This window comes from Mycobacterium ulcerans subsp. shinshuense (assembly GCF_002355775.1).
Taxonomy (GTDB): Bacteria; Actinomycetota; Actinomycetes; order Mycobacteriales; family Mycobacteriaceae; genus Mycobacterium; species Mycobacterium marinum.
Window position 1 is genome coordinate 5,094,921 of the sequence record NZ_AP017624.1, and the last position, 19,806, is coordinate 5,114,726.

Here is a 19,806-nt window from a genome sequence, read left to right on the forward strand (position 1 = left end):
CCGGCTTGGCATCCAAGAACCAGGGTCGCAGACGTGGACGCTCGTCAATCACCGGCGGCCACGACGGACCCACCCACCGGCGATGACTCGGAGGTGCGCTCGCCGACCAGAAACCAGGTGTGCAGCATCCCCTTGCCCTTCACCGCCACGGTGCCGCGCTCCTCGAAGACAAAACGCTCCCTGAGGCGCTCGTACACATCCTGCGGAACCTGAATGCGTCCCGGGAAACCCGTGGACTCCATGCGGGCAGCGACGTTGACGGGATCGCCCCAGACGTCATAGAAGAACCGGCTGGTGCCGACCACGCCGGCCACCACCGGACCGGCCGCCAGGCCGATCCGGATCGATACCGTCTCACCGGCGTGATCGGTAAGGTGACCCACCGAATCCGAGAGGCTGAGCGCAAACCGGGCCAGCGCCCCCAGGTGGTCCGACTTGGGCTGCGGCACACCGCTCACCACGATGTAGCAGTCTCCGGAGGTCTTGACCTTCTCGAGCCCGTGGCGCTCGACCAGGTCGTCGCATTCGCCATAGAAGCGGTTCAGAAACTTCACCAGCTCCTCCGCAGTGGCGCGACTGGCGCGTTCGGTGTAGCCGGCAATATCGGCGAACAGTATCGAGACGTCGTCGTAGTTGTCGGCAATGATCTTGGTCGCCGAGTCCTTGAGCCGGGCCGCCACACTCGCCGGCAAGATGTTGGTGAGCAACGACTCCGCACGTTCATACTCGAGCTCGATGGCCTCCTTGGCCCGCTCAATCTCATTGAGCGCGTACCAGATCGTCGCCATGATTACCACCGATGCCGAAATCGTGGTGACCGCAAAGGCCGCATCGGTGGCCCAGACCGGCATCTTTCTGGCATGGAACGGGGCCACGACTCGCGCCGCGATGTTGATCACGACCCCGAAGGTCACCACCGCCGCCGCCAACATGAGGTGATCGATGCCCAGCACGAGCGCCGCAACCAACACCGACATCAGGAAGTAGAACGCGATCCCGACGTGCGAGTCGATCATCCAACTGACCACGACCAGTGACACGTTGGCGGCAATCACCAAGGCCAGCGCCGGAACCAGCTCGCCGAGCCGGTATAGCAGCGGTATCACCGCAAACACCACGGCCATTACGGCGTTGAGCGAGACCACGTACCACTGACTGGTGGCCAGCACCTCGATCACCGCGAAACTCGCGCTGACCACCGAAGCGGTGCACGCAACGATGGCAACGACGCGACGACGCCTGGTCAGGCTATCGGCGTATTGGCGGTCGCGATCGACAATACGCCTACTTCAGCCACAGCAACGGCCCGCTAAACGACCAACCGGCCGGCTCCGCTGTCAGCTCCGTGGATTCGACATCGACGTGAGCCACACCGGAAGCCTATCAGAAAAGGCCCCGAATTAACCGGCTCACCTCGACAATTCGCAGTTCGGCCACTACCCGCGCACGATCGACGCCAATCGCCGATCCGATTTATCAAGCCCGACACGCACCCTCGCTGCGGCCGCCAAATACCGAGACCGCTGGTCCCAGAATGAATCCGGACCGCCCGCCGCGCACCGCCTCGATCCGCCACTCCCCGAAGGGTTCCCAGCGGCACCCACCGTCGTCTAAGGTGGCGCGCAGCCGATGGCGGACTGGGGCTCACGGCCCCGGTTTGCCCGTGCCCGGTCACCACCAACCGGGCGGGCTGCACCGTTGACCCAGCCGTCCCAGGCTTGCTCGTAGACCGACCGCCAACCCTTGTCGGCCCGGCGCAAAAAGTTAAGTCTGTATTGCACCGGTTGGCTTTCCCACGGGCCGGAACAGATGCTGAAGGCCCATCGATTGAACGGAGGTCGACGAGGTGGCAGGCGATCACGAGGTTGCACACCTCGCGGGGGGACACTTGGCTGGCACCGACAGCCACCTGGAGTCACCGACCTATCTGCAGAAACGACAGTTGCGGACCGGTAGTGCCGGCTGGCTGCTGCTGGCGGGGCTGGGCGTGAGCTACGTGATCTCGGGGGACTATTCGGGTTGGAACTTCGGGCTGGCGCGCGGCGGCTTCGGCGGATTGGCGATCGCGGCCGTGGTGATCGCCGCGATGTATCTGGCCTTGGTGCTCAGCATGGCCGAATTGTCCTCGGCACTGCCGGCCGCGGGCGGCGGATACACCTTCGCCCGGCGCGCGCTGGAGCCGTGGGGCGGATTCGCAACGGGCACCGCCGTCCTGATCGAGTATTCAATCGCACCGGCGGCGATCGCCACCTTCATCGGCGCATACGTACAATCGCTGGGCCTGTTCGGCATTCGTAATGGATGGTGGGTTTACCTGACCATTTATGCACTCTTTATCGGCATTCATCTGTCGGGTGTGGGTGAAGCACTGAAGGTAATGTTCATCATCACCGGTGTGGCACTGGTAGGCCTCGTCGTTTTCGCAATCGCCGCGGTTGGCCACTTTCAACTGGCAAATCTGGTGGATATCACCCCGTCCGACGCGGTCGGCGCATCCGCTTTTCTGCCGCACGGCTATCTGGGCGTGTGGTCGGCGCTGCCCTTTGCGATTTGGTTCTTTCTCGCCGTGGAGGGGGTGCCGCTGGCCGCCGAGGAGACGGCAGATCCGGCCCGCAACGTTCCGCGCGACATCACCGCCGCGTTCAGCGTCTTGGTGTTGACGTGTGCGGCCGTGCTGTTGTTGGCCACCGGCGCGGGCGGAGCCGCGGCCATGTCGTCTTCGGGCAATCCACTGGTTGCGGCGCTGGGGCCGACCGTCGCGGCCACCGTCGTCAACTACATCGGGCTGGCCGGTCTGGTCGCCAGCTTCTTTTCCATCATCTATGCCGACTCGCGGCAGCTGTTTGCGCTGTCGCGGACGGGTTACCTGCCGACCGCGCTGTCGATCACCAACTCCCGCAAGGCGCCGACGCTGGCCCTGATCGTTCCCGGTGTCATCGGTTTCGCGCTGTCGGTCACCGGTGAAGGTGATCTTCTGCTGAACATGGCGGTCTTCGGAGCCACTCTCAGCTACGTGTTGATGATGATCAGCCATATCGTATTGCGGCGGCGGGCAGCCGATATGGCCCGCCCTTACCGCACCCCGGGCGGTATTGCCACGTCCGGCTTCGCATTGCTGGTCGCCGCGACCGCGCTCATTGCCACATTCCTGGTGGACACCGTGGCCGCTTTGTGCTGCCTGGGCGTATTCTGTGCGTTCATACTGTATTTCGCCTTATATAGTCGGCATCAACTGGTCGCCAATTCTCCGGACGAAGAATTGGCGGGCTCGCAAGATTTCGAAAGCGAACTGCAATGAGCTACCGGCAGACTATTTCGGGTACCACGTATGCCTTCGGCGGGCTGGTCGACGTGTTGGCCAAGGCAACGCCGCTGCGCTCTGGTGACCAGCTCGCCGGCTGTGCCGCCGAACATGACGCCGAACGTGCCGCCGCCGCTTGGGTACTCGCCGACATGCCGCTGACAACGTTTCTCAGCGACGTGGTCGTGCCCTACGAAACCGACGAGGTCACCCGGCTCATCATCGACAGCCATGACCGCCAGGCATTCGCTCCGATCTCCCATCTGACGGTCGGCGGCCTTCGCGATTGGTTGTTGGACACCGCGGCTCGCGACGACAGTGCGGCACGCATCGCGGCGATCGCGCCGGGCCTGACCCCGGAGATGGTTGCCGCGGTCTGCAAGATCATGCGCAATCAGGATCTGATTCTGGTCGCCGCGGCCACGACCGCCACCGCCGCCTTCCGCACCACCATCGGGTTGCCGGGCCGGCTCGCCACCCGGCTGCAGCCCAACCATCCCACCGACGACCCGCGTGGAATTGCGGCCGGGATGCTCGACGGCTTGCTGATGGGCTGCGGCGACGCCGTGGTCGGCATCAATCCGGCGACCGACTCGCCTCAGGCAACCGCGGACCTGCTTCACCTTCTCGATGACATCCGGCAACGTTTCGAGACCCCCATGCAGTCGTGCGTGCTGTGCCACGTCACCACCACCACGGAATTGATCGACAAGGGTGTGCCCGTTGACCTGGTGTTCCAGTCCATCGCCGGCACCGAGGGCGCCAATTCCAATTTCGGTGTGAACATCCCAATGTTGTTGGAAGCCAACGAAGCCGCGCGGTCGCTGGGCCGCGGCACCGTTGGCGACAACGTCATGTACCTGGAGACGGGACAGGGTTCGGCCCTGTCTGCCGGTGCGCACCTGGGCACCGGTGGCAAGCCCGTCGATCAGCAGACATTGGAGGCGCGGGCCTATGCGGTGGCCCGGACGCTGCAGCCGCTGTTGATCAATACCGTGGTCGGATTCATCGGTCCGGAGTACCTCTACGACGGTAAACAGATCATCCGGGCCGGGCTCGAAGACCACTTCTGCGGGAAACTACTGGGCCTGCCGATGGGCGTCGACGTCTGCTACACCAACCACGCCGAAGCCGACCAGGACGATATGGATACGCTGCTCACCCTGCTGGGCGTGGCGGGCGCGGCCTTTGTGATCGCCGTCCCCGGCGCCGATGACATCATGCTGGGCTATCAAAGCCTGTCGTTTCACGATCCGTTGTACGTGCGACAGGTGCTGCGGCTGCGCCCCGCACCCGAATTCGAAGCCTGGCTAACCGGTCTGGGCATGGCCGACGCCAACGGACGGATTCTGCCCATCGATCTGGCGACCTCGCCGCTGCGGGCATTGGCAACCGGTGCATGAACGCACCGGACGCACGGGCCGCCGATGAGGTGTGGGCATTGCTGCGCGACGTCACCCAAGCGCGCATCGGACTCGGCCGCGCCGGCAACTCATTGCCCACCCGGCGGGTCCTGGAGTTCCAGGCCGCCCACGCCGCCGCGCGGGACGCCGTGCACGACCCGCTCGACGTCGCAGGGCTCACCGAACAGGTCCGCGACCTGGGCCTCGGCGCACCGCTGGTGGTGCGCAGTCAGGCCAGCTCACGTAGCGAGTACCTGCGCCGGCCTGATCTAGGCCGCGCTCCGGCGGACCTGTCCATCCTGCCCAACACCGGCGCCGACATCGGCATCGTGCTCGCCGACGGCCTATCGCCTCGCGCCCTCACCGATCACGGCGCCGGCCTGCTGGGTGCGCTGGTGCGCGAGTTCCATGACCGCTATCGCATTGCCCCGCCAGTGATCGCGACCCAGGCGCGCGTTGCCCTCGGCGACCACATCGGTCAGACGCTGGGAGTGCGCACGCTGCTGGTGATCATCGGCGAACGCCCCGGGCTATCGGTTGCGGACAGCTTGGGCATCTACCTGACGCACCTGCCGAGACCGGGTTTGACCGATGCGGATCGAAACTGCATCTCCAACATCCACCCGCCCGACGGCCTCGACTACCAGACCGCCGCCGGCATCGCCGCTGCCCTGGTCACCGGGGCCCGTAAACTCGGCCGCTCAGGGGTGGCCCTCAAAGACACCTCGCGCACCGAACTGACGGCCGACGACACGCTCGGCATCGGCTGACGTCACCGCAGATCGCCGCCCAGCGCCCGGAGCAACTGCTGTACCCCGGTCAACGAATGCGCCGGCAAGAACAGGTCACAGTAGGGCAGCGCCGCGGCCATCGAGCCGGTCAGCGGCTCGAAATCGCTCTGTGCTGCACGCGGATTGAGCCAGACCAGCAACTGGGCGCGCCTGCGCACGCGAGCCAGCGCGTGACACAGGACCTTAGGTGCTTCGCTGTCCCAACCGTCGGAGGCAATGATCACCACCGCGCCGCGTAACGCGTTGCCGTGCGGCGGTTCCAGCAGCGCACCGACACTACGACCGATAAAGGTGCCGCCATACCGGTCGGCTACCTTCGCATTCGCCCGGCCCAGGGCCACCTCCGCCGAACGATGAGCCAGCACCGGGGTGAGTCGGGTCAGCGAGGTCGAAAACGCGAAGACCTCCGGGCGAATGCCGGGTTGGCGCGCCACCAGCGCCCGCATGAGATGCAGATAGATCGCCGCATAGGGCTGCATCGAGCGGCTTACGTCGCAGAGCAACACCACCCTCCTGGGCCGTCGGCGCGGCCGGATCCGCGCCAGGCGCACCGCTTCCCAGCCGGTGGCGCGCGAAGCGTTCATCGTGGCTCGCAAGTCGATGCGCTTGCCGTGCGGGCTGGACTCGAAGCGCAGGCTGCGCCGGCGCGGCCAGCGCGCCACCGTCGACTCCAGCCAGCCACCAATACGCCGCAAGTCTTCGGCGTCGAATTGGTCGAACGGTTCCTCGGCGAGTGCGACGATCCGGCTGGGCAGCAAGTCGGGCAACTGGATGCTGGGTCGAACACTTCCGTCCTGATCCCCGACCCGGCTGGCCCAGGGCAGCGGTTGGCCGCCGGCGGCTCCGGAGGGCCCGCCGTTGCGATGCACGATGCCGGCCGCCGGTGTCTTGGGGCCCGGCAGCGGCCGGGCAGCATCGGCCGCCTCAGGCCCGGCCGCATCGAGCGCGCCGAACACGGCGGCAAAGGCGAGGTCAAAGGCAACCAGATCCTCCATCCGATTGACCAGGGTCAACCTCGCGGCCCAATACAGCGCGGACCGGGAGTCGGGCACCAACTGCCGCATTGCCTGCACAAAATTCGCCTGACCGCTGGCCGACACCAGCACCCCGACCCCGCGCAGCCGTGCCACCAGCGCGGCGGCGAACGCCGCCAGGTCGACGCCGCGCAGCAGCAACGGAGCGGTCATCGGCGTTCAGCGCCGTCTGCGCAGCACCCAGATCAGCACCAGCACGGGCAGCACAGCCAGCACGGCGGGGCCATACTTCTTGAGCTGGTCACCGCCGGCGAGCTCGAGCAGATCGATCGGCTCGGGCTCCGCAGACGTGGTGGGCTTGCGGGCCTCGACGGGCCGCGGCTGCGGGCTGACCGGGCTTTCCGGACTTCCGGGGCTTTCCGGGCTTTCGGGAGCCGCCGTCGCGGCATTGCGGGAGGCCAGTTCGGCTTCCAGCGAGTCCACGAATTGACCGAGCAACTTCTCCGACACCTGCTGCAGCATTCCGCTGCCGAACTGCGCCAGCTTGCCGACGATCTTCAGGTCGGTGTCGACGGTGACCTGGGTGCGCTCGCCCGCCTCCGCCAACTGAGCGGTCACCGTCGCGGCCGCGTTGCCGGTGCCGCGCGACTCCTTGCCCTTGGCGTCGATGACCGCGCGATGCTGATCGCGATCCCGCTCAACGAAATGCACCTTGCCGCTGAACTCACTGGTCACCGGCCCCACCTTGACCTTGACCTTGCCGAGGTAGTCGTCGTCCTGGTGACCGGTCAGCTGCGCGCCGGGCATCAGCGGGATCACCTGCTCCAAGTCGCACAGCACATCCCAGGCCTGCTCGATCGGCGCGCTGACGGTGAACTGGTTGGCGATCTTCATTCGATGAGTCCTCTCATGTTCGGCTGTATTCGGTCAACGCGTCGCGTATCAGGGTTCGGTCATCAGGAGTCTTGGCCAATGCCCCGAGACTGGCCAATGCCGATGCGTCGACGAGGTCCGCGACACCCAGCGAGACCAGTGCGGCGACCCAGTCGATAGTCTCGGCCACGCCCGGCGGCTTGTCCAGATCGAGATCTCGTGCGCTGCCGACGAATTGAGTGGCATGCTCGATCAGCGAGGCGCTGGCCCCGGGAACCGTCCGCCGCACGATCGCGGCCGCCCGAGCCGGCTCCGGGTAGTCGATCCAGTGGTACAGACAACGCCGGCGCAACGCGTCATGCAGATCGCGGCTGCGGTTGGAGGTCAACACCGCGATCGGCGGCAGCGGTGCAACGAAGGTGCCCAATTCGGGAACCGTCACCGCCGCCTCACCGAGGAACTCCAGTAGCAGCGCCTCGAATTCATCGTCGGCCCGGTCAATTTCGTCGATCAGCAGCACCGGCGGTGTCGAGCCGCGATGGCGCACGCACTGCAGGATGGGCCGATCCACCAGATACGCCTCGCTGTACAGATCGGCCTCGGAGATATCGGCGCCACGCGCCTCGGCGAGCCGGATGGACAACAGCTGGTGCTGGTAGTTCCAGTCGTAGAGCGCCTCGTTGGCGGTCAGCCCTTCATAGCACTGCAGCCGGATCAACGAGGTATCCAAAACCGCGGCAAGGGCTTTCGCGGCGGTCGTCTTACCCACACCGGGCTCACCCTCGAGCAGTAGCGGGCGCCCGAGGGTGACCGCGAGATAGATGGCCGATGCGGTCCCGGTGTCCAGCAGATAGTTCTGCGCGTCGAACCGGCGAACCACATCTTGGGGGTCTGCAAAGGTCGTCACGCTCATTCAAGGCACCGATTCCACGAGCCGCCGGTAGTCGTCCCAGGTATCCACGTCCAACGGTACCGAATCGTCCACCACCAGTTCCCGCACCGGGTGCCGGCCGGATTGGATGAGCTTCCACACTCCCTTATCGCCGTGCAGCTGTGGTAATTCACCGAATAGTCTGCGGCTAAACCAGAATGGATGCCCGATTCCATCGTTGTACCGGCACACCATGAGGTCGCAGCCCGGCCCCTGGCCGACCAGGCGGGCGACGGTGGCCGGGTCGACGCCCGGCTGATCCCCAAGCATCAGCACAATGCCGGCGGATTGCGGATCCACCCGTCCCAGCGCAACGCGCAACGAAGCCGAACACCCGGCACCAAAGTCCTCGACCGTCACCACCTCGGCCTCATCCAGCGGCACCAGCGCGCGGACCCGTTGGGCGGCCCCGCCCAGGGTCACGATCAGCTGATCGAATCCGGCGCCCCGCGCTACCCGCAGAGTCGCCCCGAGCAGCGTCGTATCGCGATAAGACAGCAGCTGTTTCGGCGTGCCCAGACGACGGGATCCGCCGGCCGCCAGCACCACACCGGTGATGCTAGGCGCCCTCACGCGCCGCCGTTTCTGTCGCTGAACGCCGTTCGGCATGCGGGGCAGCAGAACCAGTAGTCGGCACCCGCCAGCCGCAGGTGTTCGGTCGCCGGCCCGATCAGGACCGTCATCCCGCACACCGGGTCCACCGCCTCGGCGGCAGTCGCATCCACCGGCGCGGGCCGGCCCCCGCCGCCGGCGCGCACCGCCGCAATGATTTCGGCGGCGATGGCCACCGCGATCTCGGCGGGCGTCTTGGCACCGATAGCCAGTCCGACCGGGGTGCGGATGCGCGCCCGCTCGGTCGCCGAGAGGCCCAGCGAGTCCAGGACCGCGGCGCCACGGACCTTGCTGGCCACCAGACCGATGTAGCCAACGCCGTTATCCAATGCCGCGCGGATGGTTTCGGCTTCCGGGCCGCCATGGCTGGCGATCACGACGACAGTCGGCAAGGCGGCGGCGCCGACCGGGTCGCTGTCGCGGCGGGCGTCGTAGCCCAGCACGCCGCAGACCTCGATCAACGCCTCGGCGATCGGCGTGGCACCGTAGATTCGGACCAGCGGCGCCGGCAGCTGCGGGGTCAAGAAGATCTCCAGCGACCCGCCCGACAGGCACGGATTGACCACCACGCATGCGCCGGGGGCTTCGGGGAAGTGCACGTCCCCATCGGGAAGCACGCGCAGCAGCACACTTTCGCCCGCCTGAAGCACCCCCAACGCCGCCTTGCGAACGGAGTTCTGCGCGCACTGCCCGCCGACGAAGCCCTCGATAGTGCCATCGGGCAACAGGATCGCCTCGTCACCGGGGTAAGCCGAGGTCGGCGGCTGGGCTCGGACCACCGTGGCATGCACAAACGGTGTCCGCGCAGCCAGCAGCTGCGCCGCCCGCTCACTAATGGTCATCTGCAACCCTTAAATCGGAGGTGTGGCCCGGCCCTGCATGGCCTCCCAGACTCGGGACGGCGTCAGCGGCATGTCGGCATGGCGAACCCCGTATGGCGCCAACGCATCCACCACCGCGTTCACCACCGCCGGGGGCGAGCCCACGGTGGCCGATTCACCGATTCCCTTGGCCCCGATCGGGTGATGCGGCGAGGGCGTCACCGTGTGCCCGGTTTCCAGGTGCGGCACCTCGAGCGCGGTCGGGATCAGATAGTCCATCAGCGAGCCGCCCAGACAGTTACCGTCCTCATCGAAGGCGATCATCTCCATCAACGCCATGCCGATGCCGTCGACGATGCCGCCATGCACCTGGCCCTCGATGATCATCGGGTTAATGCGGGTGCCGGCGTCGTCGACGGCCAGGAAGCGCCGCACCTTGACCACCCCGATGCCCGGATCGACGTCGACCACACAGAAGTACGCGCCGTACGGGTAGGTCAGGTTCGACGGGTTGTAACACACCTCGGCGTCCAGGCCGCCCTCGATGCCCTCCGGCAGATCGCCGGCTCCATGGGCCCGCATCGCGATGTCGGCGATGGTGACCGATGCCGACGGATCTCCCTTGACGTGGAATGAGCCCTTCTCCCATTCCAAGTCGGCAACCGATACCTCGAGCATGCCCGAAGCGATGATCTTGGCCTTGTCGCGCACCTTGCGGGCCACCAACGCCGCTGCGGCGCCCGAGACCGGGGTCGAGCGGCTGCCGTAGGTACCCAGCCCGAACGGGGTCTGATCGGTGTCACCGTGCACCACGTCGATGTCGTCGGGTGGGATCCCCAGCTCCTCGGCGACGATCTGGGCGAACGTCGTCTCATGGCCCTGGCCCTGGGTCTGCACCGACAGTCGCACCACGGCTTTGCCCGTCGGGTGCACCCGGAGCTCGCATCCGTCGGCCATGCCCAGCCCGAGGATGTCCATGTCCTTGCGCGGGCCGGCGCCGACGGCCTCGGTGAAGAAGGAGATGCCGATGCCCATCAGCTCACCGCGATCGCGCTTTTCTTTTTGTTCGGCGCGCAGGGCGTCATAGCCGATCATGTCCATGGCCTGGCGCATGGTGGACTCGTAGTCGCCCGAGTCATAGACCCATCCCGTTTTGGTGGTGTACGGGAACTGCTCGGGCTTCAGCAGGTTGCGCAGCCGCACTTCGGCGGGGTCCATCTTGAGTTCGAAGGCCAAGCAATCCACTAGCCGCTCAACGAAATACACCGCCTCGGTGATGTGGAACGAACACGCGTAGGCCACCCCGCCGGGCGCCTTGTTGGTGTACACCGCGGTCATGTGGCAGTAGGCGGCTTCCAGGTCGTAGCTGCCGGTGAACACGCCGTAGAAACCGGCCGGGTATTTCGTCGGTGCCGCCTGGCCGTTGAAGGCACCATGATCGGCCAGCACGTGAGAGCGCAGCGCCAGAATCTTGCCCTCGTTGGTCGCAGCGATCTCACCGACCATGATGTAGTCGCGCGCGAAGCTGGTCGAGGTCAGGTTCTCGCTACGGTCCTACATCCATTTGACCGGTTTACCCAGCACCAACGAACCGACGATGGCACACACATAGCCGGGATAGATCGGCACCTTGTTGCCGAAGCCGCCGCCGATGTCGGGCGAGATGACCCGGATCTTGTGTTCGGGCAGCCCGGCGACCAACGCATACAGCGTGCGGTGGGCATGCGGCGCCTGCGAGGTGGTCCATAGCGTGAGCTTGCCGGTGACCGGGTCCAAATCGGCTACCGCTCCGCAGGTTTCCATCGGCGCCGGGTGCACACGCGGATAGACCATCTCCTGTTTGATCACCACGTCAGCCTTGGCGAACACGGCGTCGGTGGCCGCCGCGTCACCGGTCTCCCAGTCGAAGATGTGATTGTCCTGCTTGCCGTCGAGGTCGGTGCGGATCACCGGCACCGACGGGTGCAAGGCCTTGCGCACGTCGACAACCGGGTCCAGCGGGTCGTACTCGACGTCGATCAACTCGAGCGCGTCGCGGGCCGAATAACGGTCCTCGGCAACGACGAAAGCCACCTCCTGGCCCTGGAAGCGCACCTTGTCGGTGGCCAGCACGGCCTGCACGTCGTTGGACAGCGTGGGCATCCAGGCCAAGCCCTTCTCGGCCAAATCCGCGCCCGTCACCACCGCCTTGACCTTCGGATGGGCAAGGGCCGCAGTCACATCAATGCTGACGATGCGGGCGTGCGCATACGGTGAGCGCAAGATCGCCAGGTGCAACATGCCCGGCAACGCGACGTCATCAACATAGTTGCCGCGGCCGCGGATGAAGCGAGGATCCTCTTTGCGCAGCATCCGGCCGTGGCCGCAAGGCTTCTGGTCGTTGTCGGCCAGGTCTTCTGGCCGTGATTCGATGGTGGTCACGAGCTGGCCACCTCCTTGGCGTTCTTGGCGGCCCACTGGATGGACCGCACGATGGTGGTGTAGCCGGTACACCGGCAGATCTGCCCGGAGATCGCCTCGCGAATGGTCTCTTCATCGGGGTCCAGATTGCGGTCGAGCAGGGCGCGGGCGGTGATCATCATTCCCGGCGTGCAAAAACCACACTGCAGTCAGTGGCAACGCATGAACCCTTCCTGCACCGGGTCGAGTGAGCCATCGGCCGCCGCTAGCCCTTCCACGGTGCGAATGCTGCGCCCGGAGGCCATGGCGGCCAGCATGGTGCAGGACTTCACCGGCACACCGTCGACGTCAACCACGCAGGTCCCGCAATTGCTGGTGTCACAGCCCCAGTGGGTTCCGGTGAGCCGCAGCTGATCCCGCAGGAAGTGGACCAGAAGCATTCGGGGTTCGACTTCGGCGCTGACCGGTTCGCCGTTGACGGTCATGTTCACCTGCATCATTAGTTCCCTTCCGGTGCCGGCTGGTTGCGCACTCGCCCGACGGCGCTGCGCAGGGTTCGAATGGTCAGTTCCGCGGCCAGATGCCGCTTGTAGTCGGCGGTGCCACGGATGTCGGTGACCGGCTCGCATGCCTGCCCGGCACGGCGGCCCGCTTCGGCGAACGTGTCTTCATTGGCCGGCCGACCAACCAGCGCCGCCGCGAGTTCGGCCAGCGCGGCCGGGTCCGGATTGACCGCGGTCAATCCGGACCCGGGCGGCGGTAATGGTGTCGTTGTTCAGCGTGACGGCCGCCCCGGCCGCCGTCACCGCCCAATCACCGACCCGCCGCTCCACCTTCGCGTAGGCGCTGGACGTGTTGTGCCGGACCGGGATGCGAACCTCGACCAGCATCTCGCTCGGGGCCAGGGTGGTCTCGTAGGGCCCGGCCTGGAATTCGTCGATGGCGATCTCACGCTCCCCCGAGGACCCGCGGGCCAGGCACACCGCGTCCAGCACGGTGCAGACCGTCGACAGGTCCTCGGCCGGGTCGGCCTGACACAGCGAACCCCCCAGGGTGCCGCGATTGCGCACCACCGGGTCGGCGATCACCCGCTCGGCGTCGCGGAAGATCGGGCACACCGCCGCCAGCGCCTCGGACTCGAGGATCTCGCGATGACGGGCCATCGCCCCGATGCGCACTAGCGTCGGATCGGTGATCAGGTACCCCAGCTCTGGCGCCAGGTCATTGATATCGACCAGGTACTCGGGGTTTGCGATCCGCAGCTTCATCATCGGCAGCAGGCTGTGGCCGCCGGCGACGAGGCGCGCCCCCTCCCCCAACCGGTCCAATAGTCCGATGGCGTGATCGACGCTGGTCGCACGCTCGTATTCGAAGGCCCAGGTACTTGCATGTCGAAAGTGTCGACCCCGCCCGAAATGGCCGTCAATATCGAATTAAGTAATCGTTGAACTTAGCCCGCACTTGCTTCGAAATCGTCTGCGACCTGCAGATCTCGGTGGATGCGCCCCGATGTCTCGGCCAACGGGCGGCCACCGCCGCCCCAACGCCGGGCGATGATGTCGGCCGCGATCGAGACCGCGGTCTCCTCTGGGGTGCGGGCTCCCAGATCCAGGCCGATCGGGCTGGACAACTGGCTCAGCTCGGCGTCGGTCAGCCCCGCCGCGCGCAGCCGGCTCATCCGATCGTCATGGGTTTGGCGTGATCCCATCGCCCCGATGTAGCCGATCCGGGGCAGGCGCAGCGCTACCTCAAGCACCGGGACATCGAACTTCGGATCATGAGTGAGCACGCAGATCACCGCGCGTTCGTCGATGGCACCCGCCTGCACCTCGGCGGCGAGATACCGGCTGGGCCATTCGACGACAACCTCGTCGGCCGTCGGGAAGCGCGCCCGCGTCGCGAACACCGCGCGGGCGTCGCAGACGGTAACCCGATAGCCAAGAAACGAACCCTGCCGGGCCAGCGCCGCGGCGAAGTCGATGGCACCGAACACCAGCATCCGCGGGCGCGGCGCGAAGCTGGATACGAAGATCTCCGTCCCTTCGCCGCGCCGCTGCCCGTCGGGCCCGTGCTTGAGGATTTCGCTACGCCCCAGGGCGAGCAGACCCCGCGCATCATCGGTGACCGCAGCGTCGGCACGCACCGATCCCAGCGATCCCGCCGTCGGCCTGCTGGGGTCGGTCCGGACCACCAGCCGGCGGCCTACCCACTGCGGGTCCGGGTGCGCGATGACGGTGGCGACAGCGACCGGCACATGGGCCGCGATATCCTCGGCCACCGCGACCAGCTCGGGAAACGTCGCCGGCGAGACGGCTTCGATGAAGATGTCGATGATGCCGCCGCACGTCAGGCCCACCGCGAACGCGTCGTCGTCGCTGACACCGTAGCGCTCCAGCCTCGGTATGCCGGTGCGCGTCACCTCGCCGGCGCTCTCGTATACCGCGCCCTCCACACAGCCACCCGACACCGAGCCGCTCACCGAACCATCCGGCGCCACCACCATCGACGCGCCCGGAGGCCGGGGCGCCGAGCGCAATGTGCGAACCGCCGTGGCCAGGCCGGCCGTGTCACCCGCGCGCCAGATCGTTATCAGGTCGGTAAGCACATCCCGCACACATCCCAAAGTAAGCTCAAACTCGTGACCCCGGCTCAACTTCGGGCCTATTCGGCGGTGGTGCGCTTGGGCTCGGTGCGGGCTGCCGCCACCGAACTCGGCCTCTCGGATGCCGGCGTCTCGATGCACGTCGCGGCATTGCGCAAAGAACTCGACGACCCGCTGTTCACCAGGACCGGCGCGGGGCTGGCGTTCACTCCTGGCGGCCTGCGGCTGGCCAGTCGCGCGGTGGAGATCCTGGGGCTGCAGCAGCAAACGGCGATCGAGGTCACCGAGGCGGCTCATGGCCGCCGGTTGTTGCGCATCGCGGCGTCCAGCACTTTCGCCGAGCACACGGCGCCGGGGCTGATCGAGCTGTTCTCGTCGCGAGCCGACGACCTCTCCGTCGAGTTGAGCGTGCATCCCACCAGCCAATTCCGCGATCTGATCTGCTCGCGGGCGGTGGACATTGCGATCGGCCCGGCCAGCGAGAGTTCGATCGGTTCGGACACCTCGTTGTTCGTGCGGCCATTCCTGAAGTACCAGATCATCACCGTCGTGGCACCCAACAGCCCACTGGCCGTGGGGATTCCAACGCCCTCCCTGCTGCGCCAGCAACAGTGGATGTTTGGCCCACCGGCGGGAAGCGTGGCCGGTGAGATCGCAACCATGTTGCGCGACTTGGCGATTCCGGAGTCACAGCAGCGCATCTTCCAGAGCGACGCCGCCGCGCTGGAAGAGGTGATGCGCGTTGGTGGCGCGACGCTGACCATCGGATTTGCGGTCGCCAAGGACCTTGCCGCGGGGCGGCTGGTGCACGTGACGAGTCCGGGGCTGGACAAGGCGGGTGAGTGGTGCGTGGCGACCCTGCCGCCGGCCGCACGTCAACCCGCGGTGTCTGAGCTGGTCCGCTTCATCACCACGCCGAGGTGCATTCAAGCCATGATCCGGGGCAGCGGGGTCGGTGTGACGCGGTTCCGGCCGAAGGTGCACGTCACGCTGTGGAGTTAGCTATACGCTTTACCCCCATGAGCGTGTACAAGGTGATCGACATCATCGGGACCAGCCCCACGTCATGGGAGCAGGCCGCGGCCGAAGCGGTGCAGCGAGCGCGGGAAAGCGTCGATGACATCCGCGTAGCCCGGGTCATCGAGCAGGACATGGCGGTGGATTCCAGCGGGAAGATCACTTATCGCATCAAGCTCGAGATCTCGTTCAAGATGAGGCCTTCGCAACCGCGCTGATCCCGCCGAATGCGCGTCCTGGGCCTTGACAGTGCGCCGGGGGCGGTGGAATCACGAAATGCTCGCCGCCGGCGCACACTCGAAGCCGTCAGCGCAGCGTCGAGTCACTCACCAGGCGTGTGAGAGGTCTCCGTGCTGGCGGATCCAGGCGTGCATCGCGATCCCTGCCGCAACTCCGGCGTTAATGCTGCGTGTTGAGCCAAACTGGGCGATCGACACGGTGACCACGGCCCCGACCCGGGTGTCGTCGGTGATGCCGGGCCCTTCCTGGCCGAACACCAACAGGCAATCCCGCGGCAGCATGGTCTCTTCGAGTCGCGCCGCTCCGGGCACGTTGTCCACCGCCACCACGGTCAACCCGGCCCCCACGGCGAACTCCAGCAACTCCGCAATGCTGTCATGGTGGCGCAACCGCTGGTAGCGATCGGTCACCATGGCGCCGCGCCGGTTCCAGCGCCGACGCCCCACGATGTGCACGGTGTCCACCGCAAACGCGTTGGCGGTACGCACCACCGAGCCGATGTTGGCATCGTGGCCGAAGTTCTCGATCGCGATGTGTAGCGGGTGCCGCCGCTTGTCGATGTCGGCAACGATCGCCTCGCGCGTCCAATACCGGTAGGCATCGACGACATTGCGGGCATCGCCGTCGCGCAGCAGGTCCGGGTCGTATCTCGGGTCGTCCGGGTGTTCACCCGGCCACGGGCCGACACCGGCGGCCGACGCCCCCCATTCGGTGGGACCAGGTTCGCTCATCGCGACGTCCACACCGCGGCATGCGTACCCACCACCGCCACCGTGGCATACAGCAGCGCGTCGTTGATTTCGCCTTGCGTGCACAGCGACGCGTTGACCTGCACCGCGTCCATCGATGCGTCCGGCAGGATCAGCACCGAGGAACCGTAGACCGCACAAGACGGGCTGAGCCCCCGGCCGGGCAGCGTCGGCGAGGTGAGCAACATCATCGGACCGCCGCGGGCGGCGGAGTCGTCGCGATAGCGGGCCGCCAGGGCGTCCACCTGCAAGCCGAGCAGCATGAACCCGTTGCCGGTGAAGGCCGCCGGGTCGCCGAGCTGCGCCTTGGTCAGCGGCGTACCGTCCGCACGCCATGCCGACAGGCTGGTGGTCTTGACCGTAAGACCGGTGTCGTTTTGGTTGGTCGGCAGCATTCCCACCGGAAAGGCAGCCGGATAGGCGGCCGCGGTCTTGGCGATCCGGTCATGAGGTGAATACGCGTAGACACCGCGGACCGCGCTGCGATCGGTGAGCGGGCCCAGACACACCGTCCCATGGAGCCGATCCTGTGCCCCCGAGAGCGGCGAGCCAATGTCGCGCACCTTGGTCATCGCGTCGTCGCAGCTGCCCAGGCCGTTGGCCTCCATCGGGTGCGATAGCGCTCCGTAGAGGCCGTAGCGAACATCCTCGGGTTTGGCGTGGGGTGTGTCCTGCTGGGTCGGCGATGCGTCGACATTGACCAGTACGTAGTCCCCCGACCAGCGCAAATTCGACACCCGCATGTTCCAGCCCAGCACCGGCAGCGCCTGGCCGAACCGCGCGCGCTGGGCGCCGTAGACCAGATCGGGCTCCGATCGCGAGCAGGCCACCAAGCAGGACAAAGCGATGGCCAGCGCAATCAGGAAACGCACGGCAGGCGGCCTAGCCCAGCCCCAGATCGGCAAGGCCCAGCACACTGCGGTACGGCAGTCCTTCGGCTTGGATCGCCTCGGCCGCGCCGGTGGCCCGGTCCACCACGGTGGCCACGCCGATGACCTCGCCTCCGGCATCTTGAACGGCATGCACCGCCGTCAGCGCCGAATTGCCGGTGGTGCTGGTGTCTTCGACCACCAGCACTTGCTTGCCCGATACCTCGGACCCTTCGATAAGTCGTTGCATGCCATGCACTTTCGCGGCCTTACGGACCACGAAGGCGTCGATCGGGCGGCCCGGTGCGTGCATCATTGCGGTCGCCACCGGGTCGGCCCCCAGGGTCAGACCCCCGACGACCGCATAGTCCCAGTCCTGGGTCAGTTCGCGCATCAGGCTGCCGACCAGCGCCGCCGCCCGATGGTGCAGCGTCGCGCGGCGAAGGTCGACGTAGTAGTCGGCTTCCTTCCCCGACGACAGCGTGACACGGCCGTGCACGACCGCCAGCTGGCGCACCAGCTCGGCAAGCTCTTCACGCTCACGTACGGCCACGACCACCACCTACTCGTTTCATCACGGCCCGTAGCAGGCCTCGGGGAATCATTCGTCCGGCACCGACCAGCGCCTTGTACTGCACACCCGGAATGCTGATCACCTTGCCGTCGGCGATGTCGGCCAGGCTTTCCTGGATCACATCGTCAACGTCGAGCCACATGAACGACGGCAACTTGGTCATGTCGATACCGGCCCGGGCGTGAAATTCGGTATGGACATAGCCCGGGCAGACGGCGTGCACGCCCACGCCGGTGCCCTCCAGCCCGGTGGAGAGCCCTTCGCTGAACGAGATGACCCAGGCCTTGGACGCGGAATAGGTAGACCCCCGCCCGGAGAGCAGCCCGGCAACGCTGGCGATGTTGATCACCGTGCCCGCACCGGCGGCCAGCATGGGCGGCAGCGCCGCCCGGGTCAGCTGCATCACCGCGGTCACGTTGACATCGAGCTGTGCCTGTAAAGCGGCGGGCTCGGTTTCCCAGAACTCCCCGGAGGTGGCGAACCCGGCATTGTTCACCAACACCCGGACTCCACGGGAGAGCCGCTCGGCGACTTTGTCGCGACCGGCCGCGTCGGCGAGATCGGCAGGCAGTATCTCCACGTTGCCGGCATCGTCCTCGAGCTCGACCGCTAATTGCGTCAACCGGTCGACGTCGCGGGCAACCAGTATCAGGTCGTAACCGTCTTGGGCGTAGCGGCGCGCATAGCCGGCGCCTATCCCGGACGTCGGCCCGGTGATCAACGCAACGGGGCGTGGCATGAGCGTCAGTCTACTGACCGGGTGCTGGCGTCCCCGGCGCGCTATTAGCGCTGGTACTTCGTGGCCTGCTGGCCGTTACGGCCCCCCAGCGGTGGCCGCCGGGAGCCCTCGGAACGGCCCTCCTCGCGACGCATCGACTCGGGGGTGCGGCGCGACGCGTCGGGCAACAAGCCGGCCGCGGGATCGACCTGAGCACGCCGCGGCGGCAGCTCGGGGCGGCGGGACGGAGTCAAAGAGCGGTTCCCGCTTTGGGCCGGCTCGGACTCCTCGGCCTCTTGTGGGCTCTCCTGCGGCAGCGGCGGCAATACCCGCAACAGGTCGTTGAACTGGCGCACGGTGCGCAGCCCCTCGTCCCACTGCGCGCGCGAGCTGGCGATTGGCATGCTGACCAGCGTCCAGTTCTGCTCGTTCCACATGATTTCGGCACAGTCCGGAGCGGTGTGCGCGAAGGTCACCATGCGCCGGTCGCAGGCCCGCCGGGCGGCATCGAGATTGGTGGAATACACCATCCGCGGCCCGATCGCGCCGAGCAGCCAGATGTCGCTCTCGCGCGGCTCCTTCAGGCCCTTGAGCCGCAGGTCAACCACGACGTTGGTGCCCACCTTGCGGTGCAGCGCGATCACCGTGGCGACTTCCTCGAGATCGAAGATGTACACGGCCTCGCCCCGAATCTGACCAAGCACCACGTTCTTGGCCGGGACTTCGCCGACCGTGGACATCACGCCGCGCGTCCAGCGCTGCAGAATGTCGGTCGACTCGCGCTCGTAGTCAAATCCGTGCGACCGCGCCCAAGACTTACGACGTCTGCTGCGCCCGCGGCGTCGATCGATGTCGACGTATAACAGCACCACCGCACTGACGAAGCACAGTGCGGAGAGCGTGAACCAAAGCGGGATCATTCCGCACAGCC

General features: G+C 66.6%; 17 protein-coding genes and 3 pseudogenes. 5 read left to right on the forward strand and 15 right to left on the reverse strand.

What is annotated here, in order from left to right:
* Positions 1-44 precede the first annotated feature (44 nt).
* Positions 45-1,280, reverse strand: a complete 1,236-nt coding sequence (locus SHTP_RS22755; RefSeq protein ID WP_338101614.1) for an adenylate/guanylate cyclase domain-containing protein — start codon at positions 1,278-1,280, stop codon at positions 45-47.
* Between the two features lie 566 nt (positions 1,281-1,846).
* Between SHTP_RS22755 and eat the strand changes: the two genes are divergently transcribed.
* The 3 genes from eat to eutC are packed head-to-tail and all read left to right on the forward strand — an operon-like array spanning position 1,847 to position 5,474.
* Entirely contained in the window at positions 1,847-3,298 is a 1,452-nt protein-coding gene (gene eat / locus SHTP_RS22760; protein ID WP_096371855.1) for an ethanolamine permease, read from the forward strand.
* On the forward strand, positions 3,295-4,704 hold the full coding sequence (locus SHTP_RS22765; protein ID WP_096371856.1) for an ethanolamine ammonia-lyase subunit EutB: 1,410 nt from the start codon (positions 3,295-3,297) through the stop codon (positions 4,702-4,704). Before eat ends, SHTP_RS22765 begins: the two co-directional genes overlap by 4 nt.
* Positions 4,701-5,474: an ethanolamine ammonia-lyase subunit EutC gene (eutC, locus tag SHTP_RS22770; RefSeq protein WP_096371857.1), complete on the forward strand. Its 774-nt coding sequence runs from the start codon at positions 4,701-4,703 to the stop codon at positions 5,472-5,474. The genes SHTP_RS22765 and eutC overlap by 4 nt, the downstream gene beginning before the upstream one ends.
* Positions 5,475-5,476: 2 nt before the next feature.
* Here the strand turns inward: eutC and SHTP_RS22775 are convergent, their stop codons facing one another.
* The 9 genes and pseudogenes from SHTP_RS22775 to SHTP_RS22815 form a co-directional block, all read right to left on the reverse strand.
* Positions 5,477-6,682, reverse strand: a complete 1,206-nt coding sequence (locus SHTP_RS22775) for a vWA domain-containing protein (protein WP_096371858.1) — start codon at positions 6,680-6,682, stop codon at positions 5,477-5,479.
* A gap of 6 nt (positions 6,683-6,688) precedes the next feature.
* Positions 6,689-7,363 carry an SRPBCC family protein gene (locus tag SHTP_RS22780; RefSeq protein ID WP_096371859.1) on the reverse strand — a complete coding sequence of 225 codons (675 nt, stop codon included), beginning with the start codon at positions 7,361-7,363 and terminating at the stop codon, positions 6,689-6,691.
* 13 nt (positions 7,364-7,376) lie between these two features.
* Entirely contained in the window at positions 7,377-8,255 is an 879-nt protein-coding gene (locus SHTP_RS22785) for an AAA family ATPase (RefSeq protein ID WP_096371860.1), read from the reverse strand.
* The gene (locus tag SHTP_RS22790) at positions 8,256-8,846 is read right to left on the reverse strand and encodes a nucleotidyltransferase family protein (protein ID WP_096371861.1); all 591 of its coding nucleotides are present in this window, start codon (positions 8,844-8,846) and stop codon (positions 8,256-8,258) included. It abuts the gene before it with no gap.
* On the reverse strand, positions 8,843-9,727 hold the full coding sequence (locus SHTP_RS22795) for an XdhC family protein (RefSeq protein ID WP_096371862.1): 885 nt from the start codon (positions 9,725-9,727) through the stop codon (positions 8,843-8,845). The genes SHTP_RS22790 and SHTP_RS22795 overlap by 4 nt, the downstream gene beginning before the upstream one ends.
* A 9-nt stretch (positions 9,728-9,736) precedes the next feature.
* A pseudogene (locus SHTP_RS22800) lies at positions 9,737-12,127 on the reverse strand (aerobic carbon-monoxide dehydrogenase large subunit).
* Positions 12,124-12,603: pseudogene (locus tag SHTP_RS22805) on the reverse strand ((2Fe-2S)-binding protein). The pseudogenes SHTP_RS22800 and SHTP_RS22805 overlap by 4 nt, the downstream one beginning before the upstream one ends.
* Before the next feature lie 2 nt (positions 12,604-12,605).
* Positions 12,606-13,496 (reverse strand): annotated as a pseudogene (locus tag SHTP_RS22810) (FAD binding domain-containing protein).
* 60 nt (positions 13,497-13,556) lie between these two features.
* Positions 13,557-14,720, reverse strand: a complete 1,164-nt coding sequence (locus SHTP_RS22815) for an XdhC family protein (RefSeq protein ID WP_172900589.1) — start codon at positions 14,718-14,720, stop codon at positions 13,557-13,559.
* A 24-nt stretch (positions 14,721-14,744) separates the two neighbouring features.
* Between SHTP_RS22815 and SHTP_RS22820 the strand changes: the two genes are divergently transcribed.
* Both SHTP_RS22820 and secE2 read left to right on the forward strand, forming a co-directional pair.
* The gene (locus SHTP_RS22820) at positions 14,745-15,710 is read left to right on the forward strand and encodes a LysR family transcriptional regulator (protein ID WP_096371863.1); all 966 of its coding nucleotides are present in this window, start codon (positions 14,745-14,747) and stop codon (positions 15,708-15,710) included.
* A gap of 17 nt (positions 15,711-15,727) precedes the next feature.
* Positions 15,728-15,943, forward strand: coding sequence for a calcium dodecin (gene secE2 / locus SHTP_RS22825; RefSeq protein ID WP_012392611.1), 216 nt, complete (start codon positions 15,728-15,730; stop codon positions 15,941-15,943).
* 108 nt (positions 15,944-16,051) lie between these two features.
* On the opposite strand, the gene SHTP_RS22830 is transcribed toward secE2, so the two are convergent.
* Genes SHTP_RS22830 through ttfA form a run of 5 tightly spaced genes read right to left on the reverse strand, consistent with a single transcriptional unit; the run spans position 16,052 to position 19,795 of the window.
* On the reverse strand, positions 16,052-16,696 hold the full coding sequence (locus SHTP_RS22830; protein ID WP_096371864.1) for a TrmH family RNA methyltransferase: 645 nt from the start codon (positions 16,694-16,696) through the stop codon (positions 16,052-16,054).
* On the reverse strand, positions 16,693-17,586 hold the full coding sequence (locus SHTP_RS22835) for a hypothetical protein (protein WP_096371865.1): 894 nt from the start codon (positions 17,584-17,586) through the stop codon (positions 16,693-16,695). Before SHTP_RS22835 ends, SHTP_RS22830 begins: the two co-directional genes overlap by 4 nt.
* Before the next feature lie 10 nt (positions 17,587-17,596).
* Positions 17,597-18,136: an orotate phosphoribosyltransferase gene (pyrE, locus tag SHTP_RS22840; RefSeq protein ID WP_015354348.1), complete on the reverse strand. Its 540-nt coding sequence runs from the start codon at positions 18,134-18,136 to the stop codon at positions 17,597-17,599.
* Positions 18,123-18,896 carry an SDR family NAD(P)-dependent oxidoreductase gene (locus tag SHTP_RS22845; RefSeq protein ID WP_096371866.1) on the reverse strand — a complete coding sequence of 258 codons (774 nt, stop codon included), beginning with the start codon at positions 18,894-18,896 and terminating at the stop codon, positions 18,123-18,125. Before SHTP_RS22845 ends, pyrE begins: the two co-directional genes overlap by 14 nt.
* 44 nt (positions 18,897-18,940) lie before the next feature.
* Positions 18,941-19,795, reverse strand: coding sequence for a trehalose monomycolate transport factor TtfA (gene ttfA / locus SHTP_RS22850; RefSeq protein ID WP_096371867.1), 855 nt, complete (start codon positions 19,793-19,795; stop codon positions 18,941-18,943).
* Positions 19,796-19,806 lie beyond the last annotated feature (11 nt).

Excerpts from the sequence above, each read along its gene's own strand:
- ttfA (WP_096371867.1), bottom strand. The coding sequence starts at position 19,795 with ATGATCCCGCTTTGGTTCACGCTCTCCGCACTGTGCTTCGTCAGTGCG.
- eutC (WP_096371857.1), top strand. The coding sequence starts at position 4,701 with ATGAACGCACCGGACGCACGGGCCGCCGATGAGGTGTGGGCATTGCTG.
- SHTP_RS22845 (WP_096371866.1), bottom strand. The coding sequence starts at position 18,896 with ATGCCACGCCCCGTTGCGTTGATCACCGGGCCGACGTCCGGGATAGGC.
- SHTP_RS22795 (WP_096371862.1), bottom strand. The coding sequence starts at position 9,727 with ATGACCATTAGTGAGCGGGCGGCGCAGCTGCTGGCTGCGCGGACACCG.
- SHTP_RS22765 (WP_096371856.1), top strand. The coding sequence starts at position 3,295 with ATGAGCTACCGGCAGACTATTTCGGGTACCACGTATGCCTTCGGCGGG.
- SHTP_RS22830 (WP_096371864.1), bottom strand. The coding sequence starts at position 16,696 with ATGAGCGAACCTGGTCCCACCGAATGGGGGGCGTCGGCCGCCGGTGTC.
- secE2 (WP_012392611.1), top strand. The coding sequence starts at position 15,728 with ATGAGCGTGTACAAGGTGATCGACATCATCGGGACCAGCCCCACGTCA.
- SHTP_RS22785 (WP_096371860.1), bottom strand. The coding sequence starts at position 8,255 with ATGAGCGTGACGACCTTTGCAGACCCCCAAGATGTGGTTCGCCGGTTC.
- SHTP_RS22780 (WP_096371859.1), bottom strand. The coding sequence starts at position 7,363 with ATGAAGATCGCCAACCAGTTCACCGTCAGCGCGCCGATCGAGCAGGCC.
- SHTP_RS22775 (WP_096371858.1), bottom strand. The coding sequence starts at position 6,682 with ATGACCGCTCCGTTGCTGCTGCGCGGCGTCGACCTGGCGGCGTTCGCC.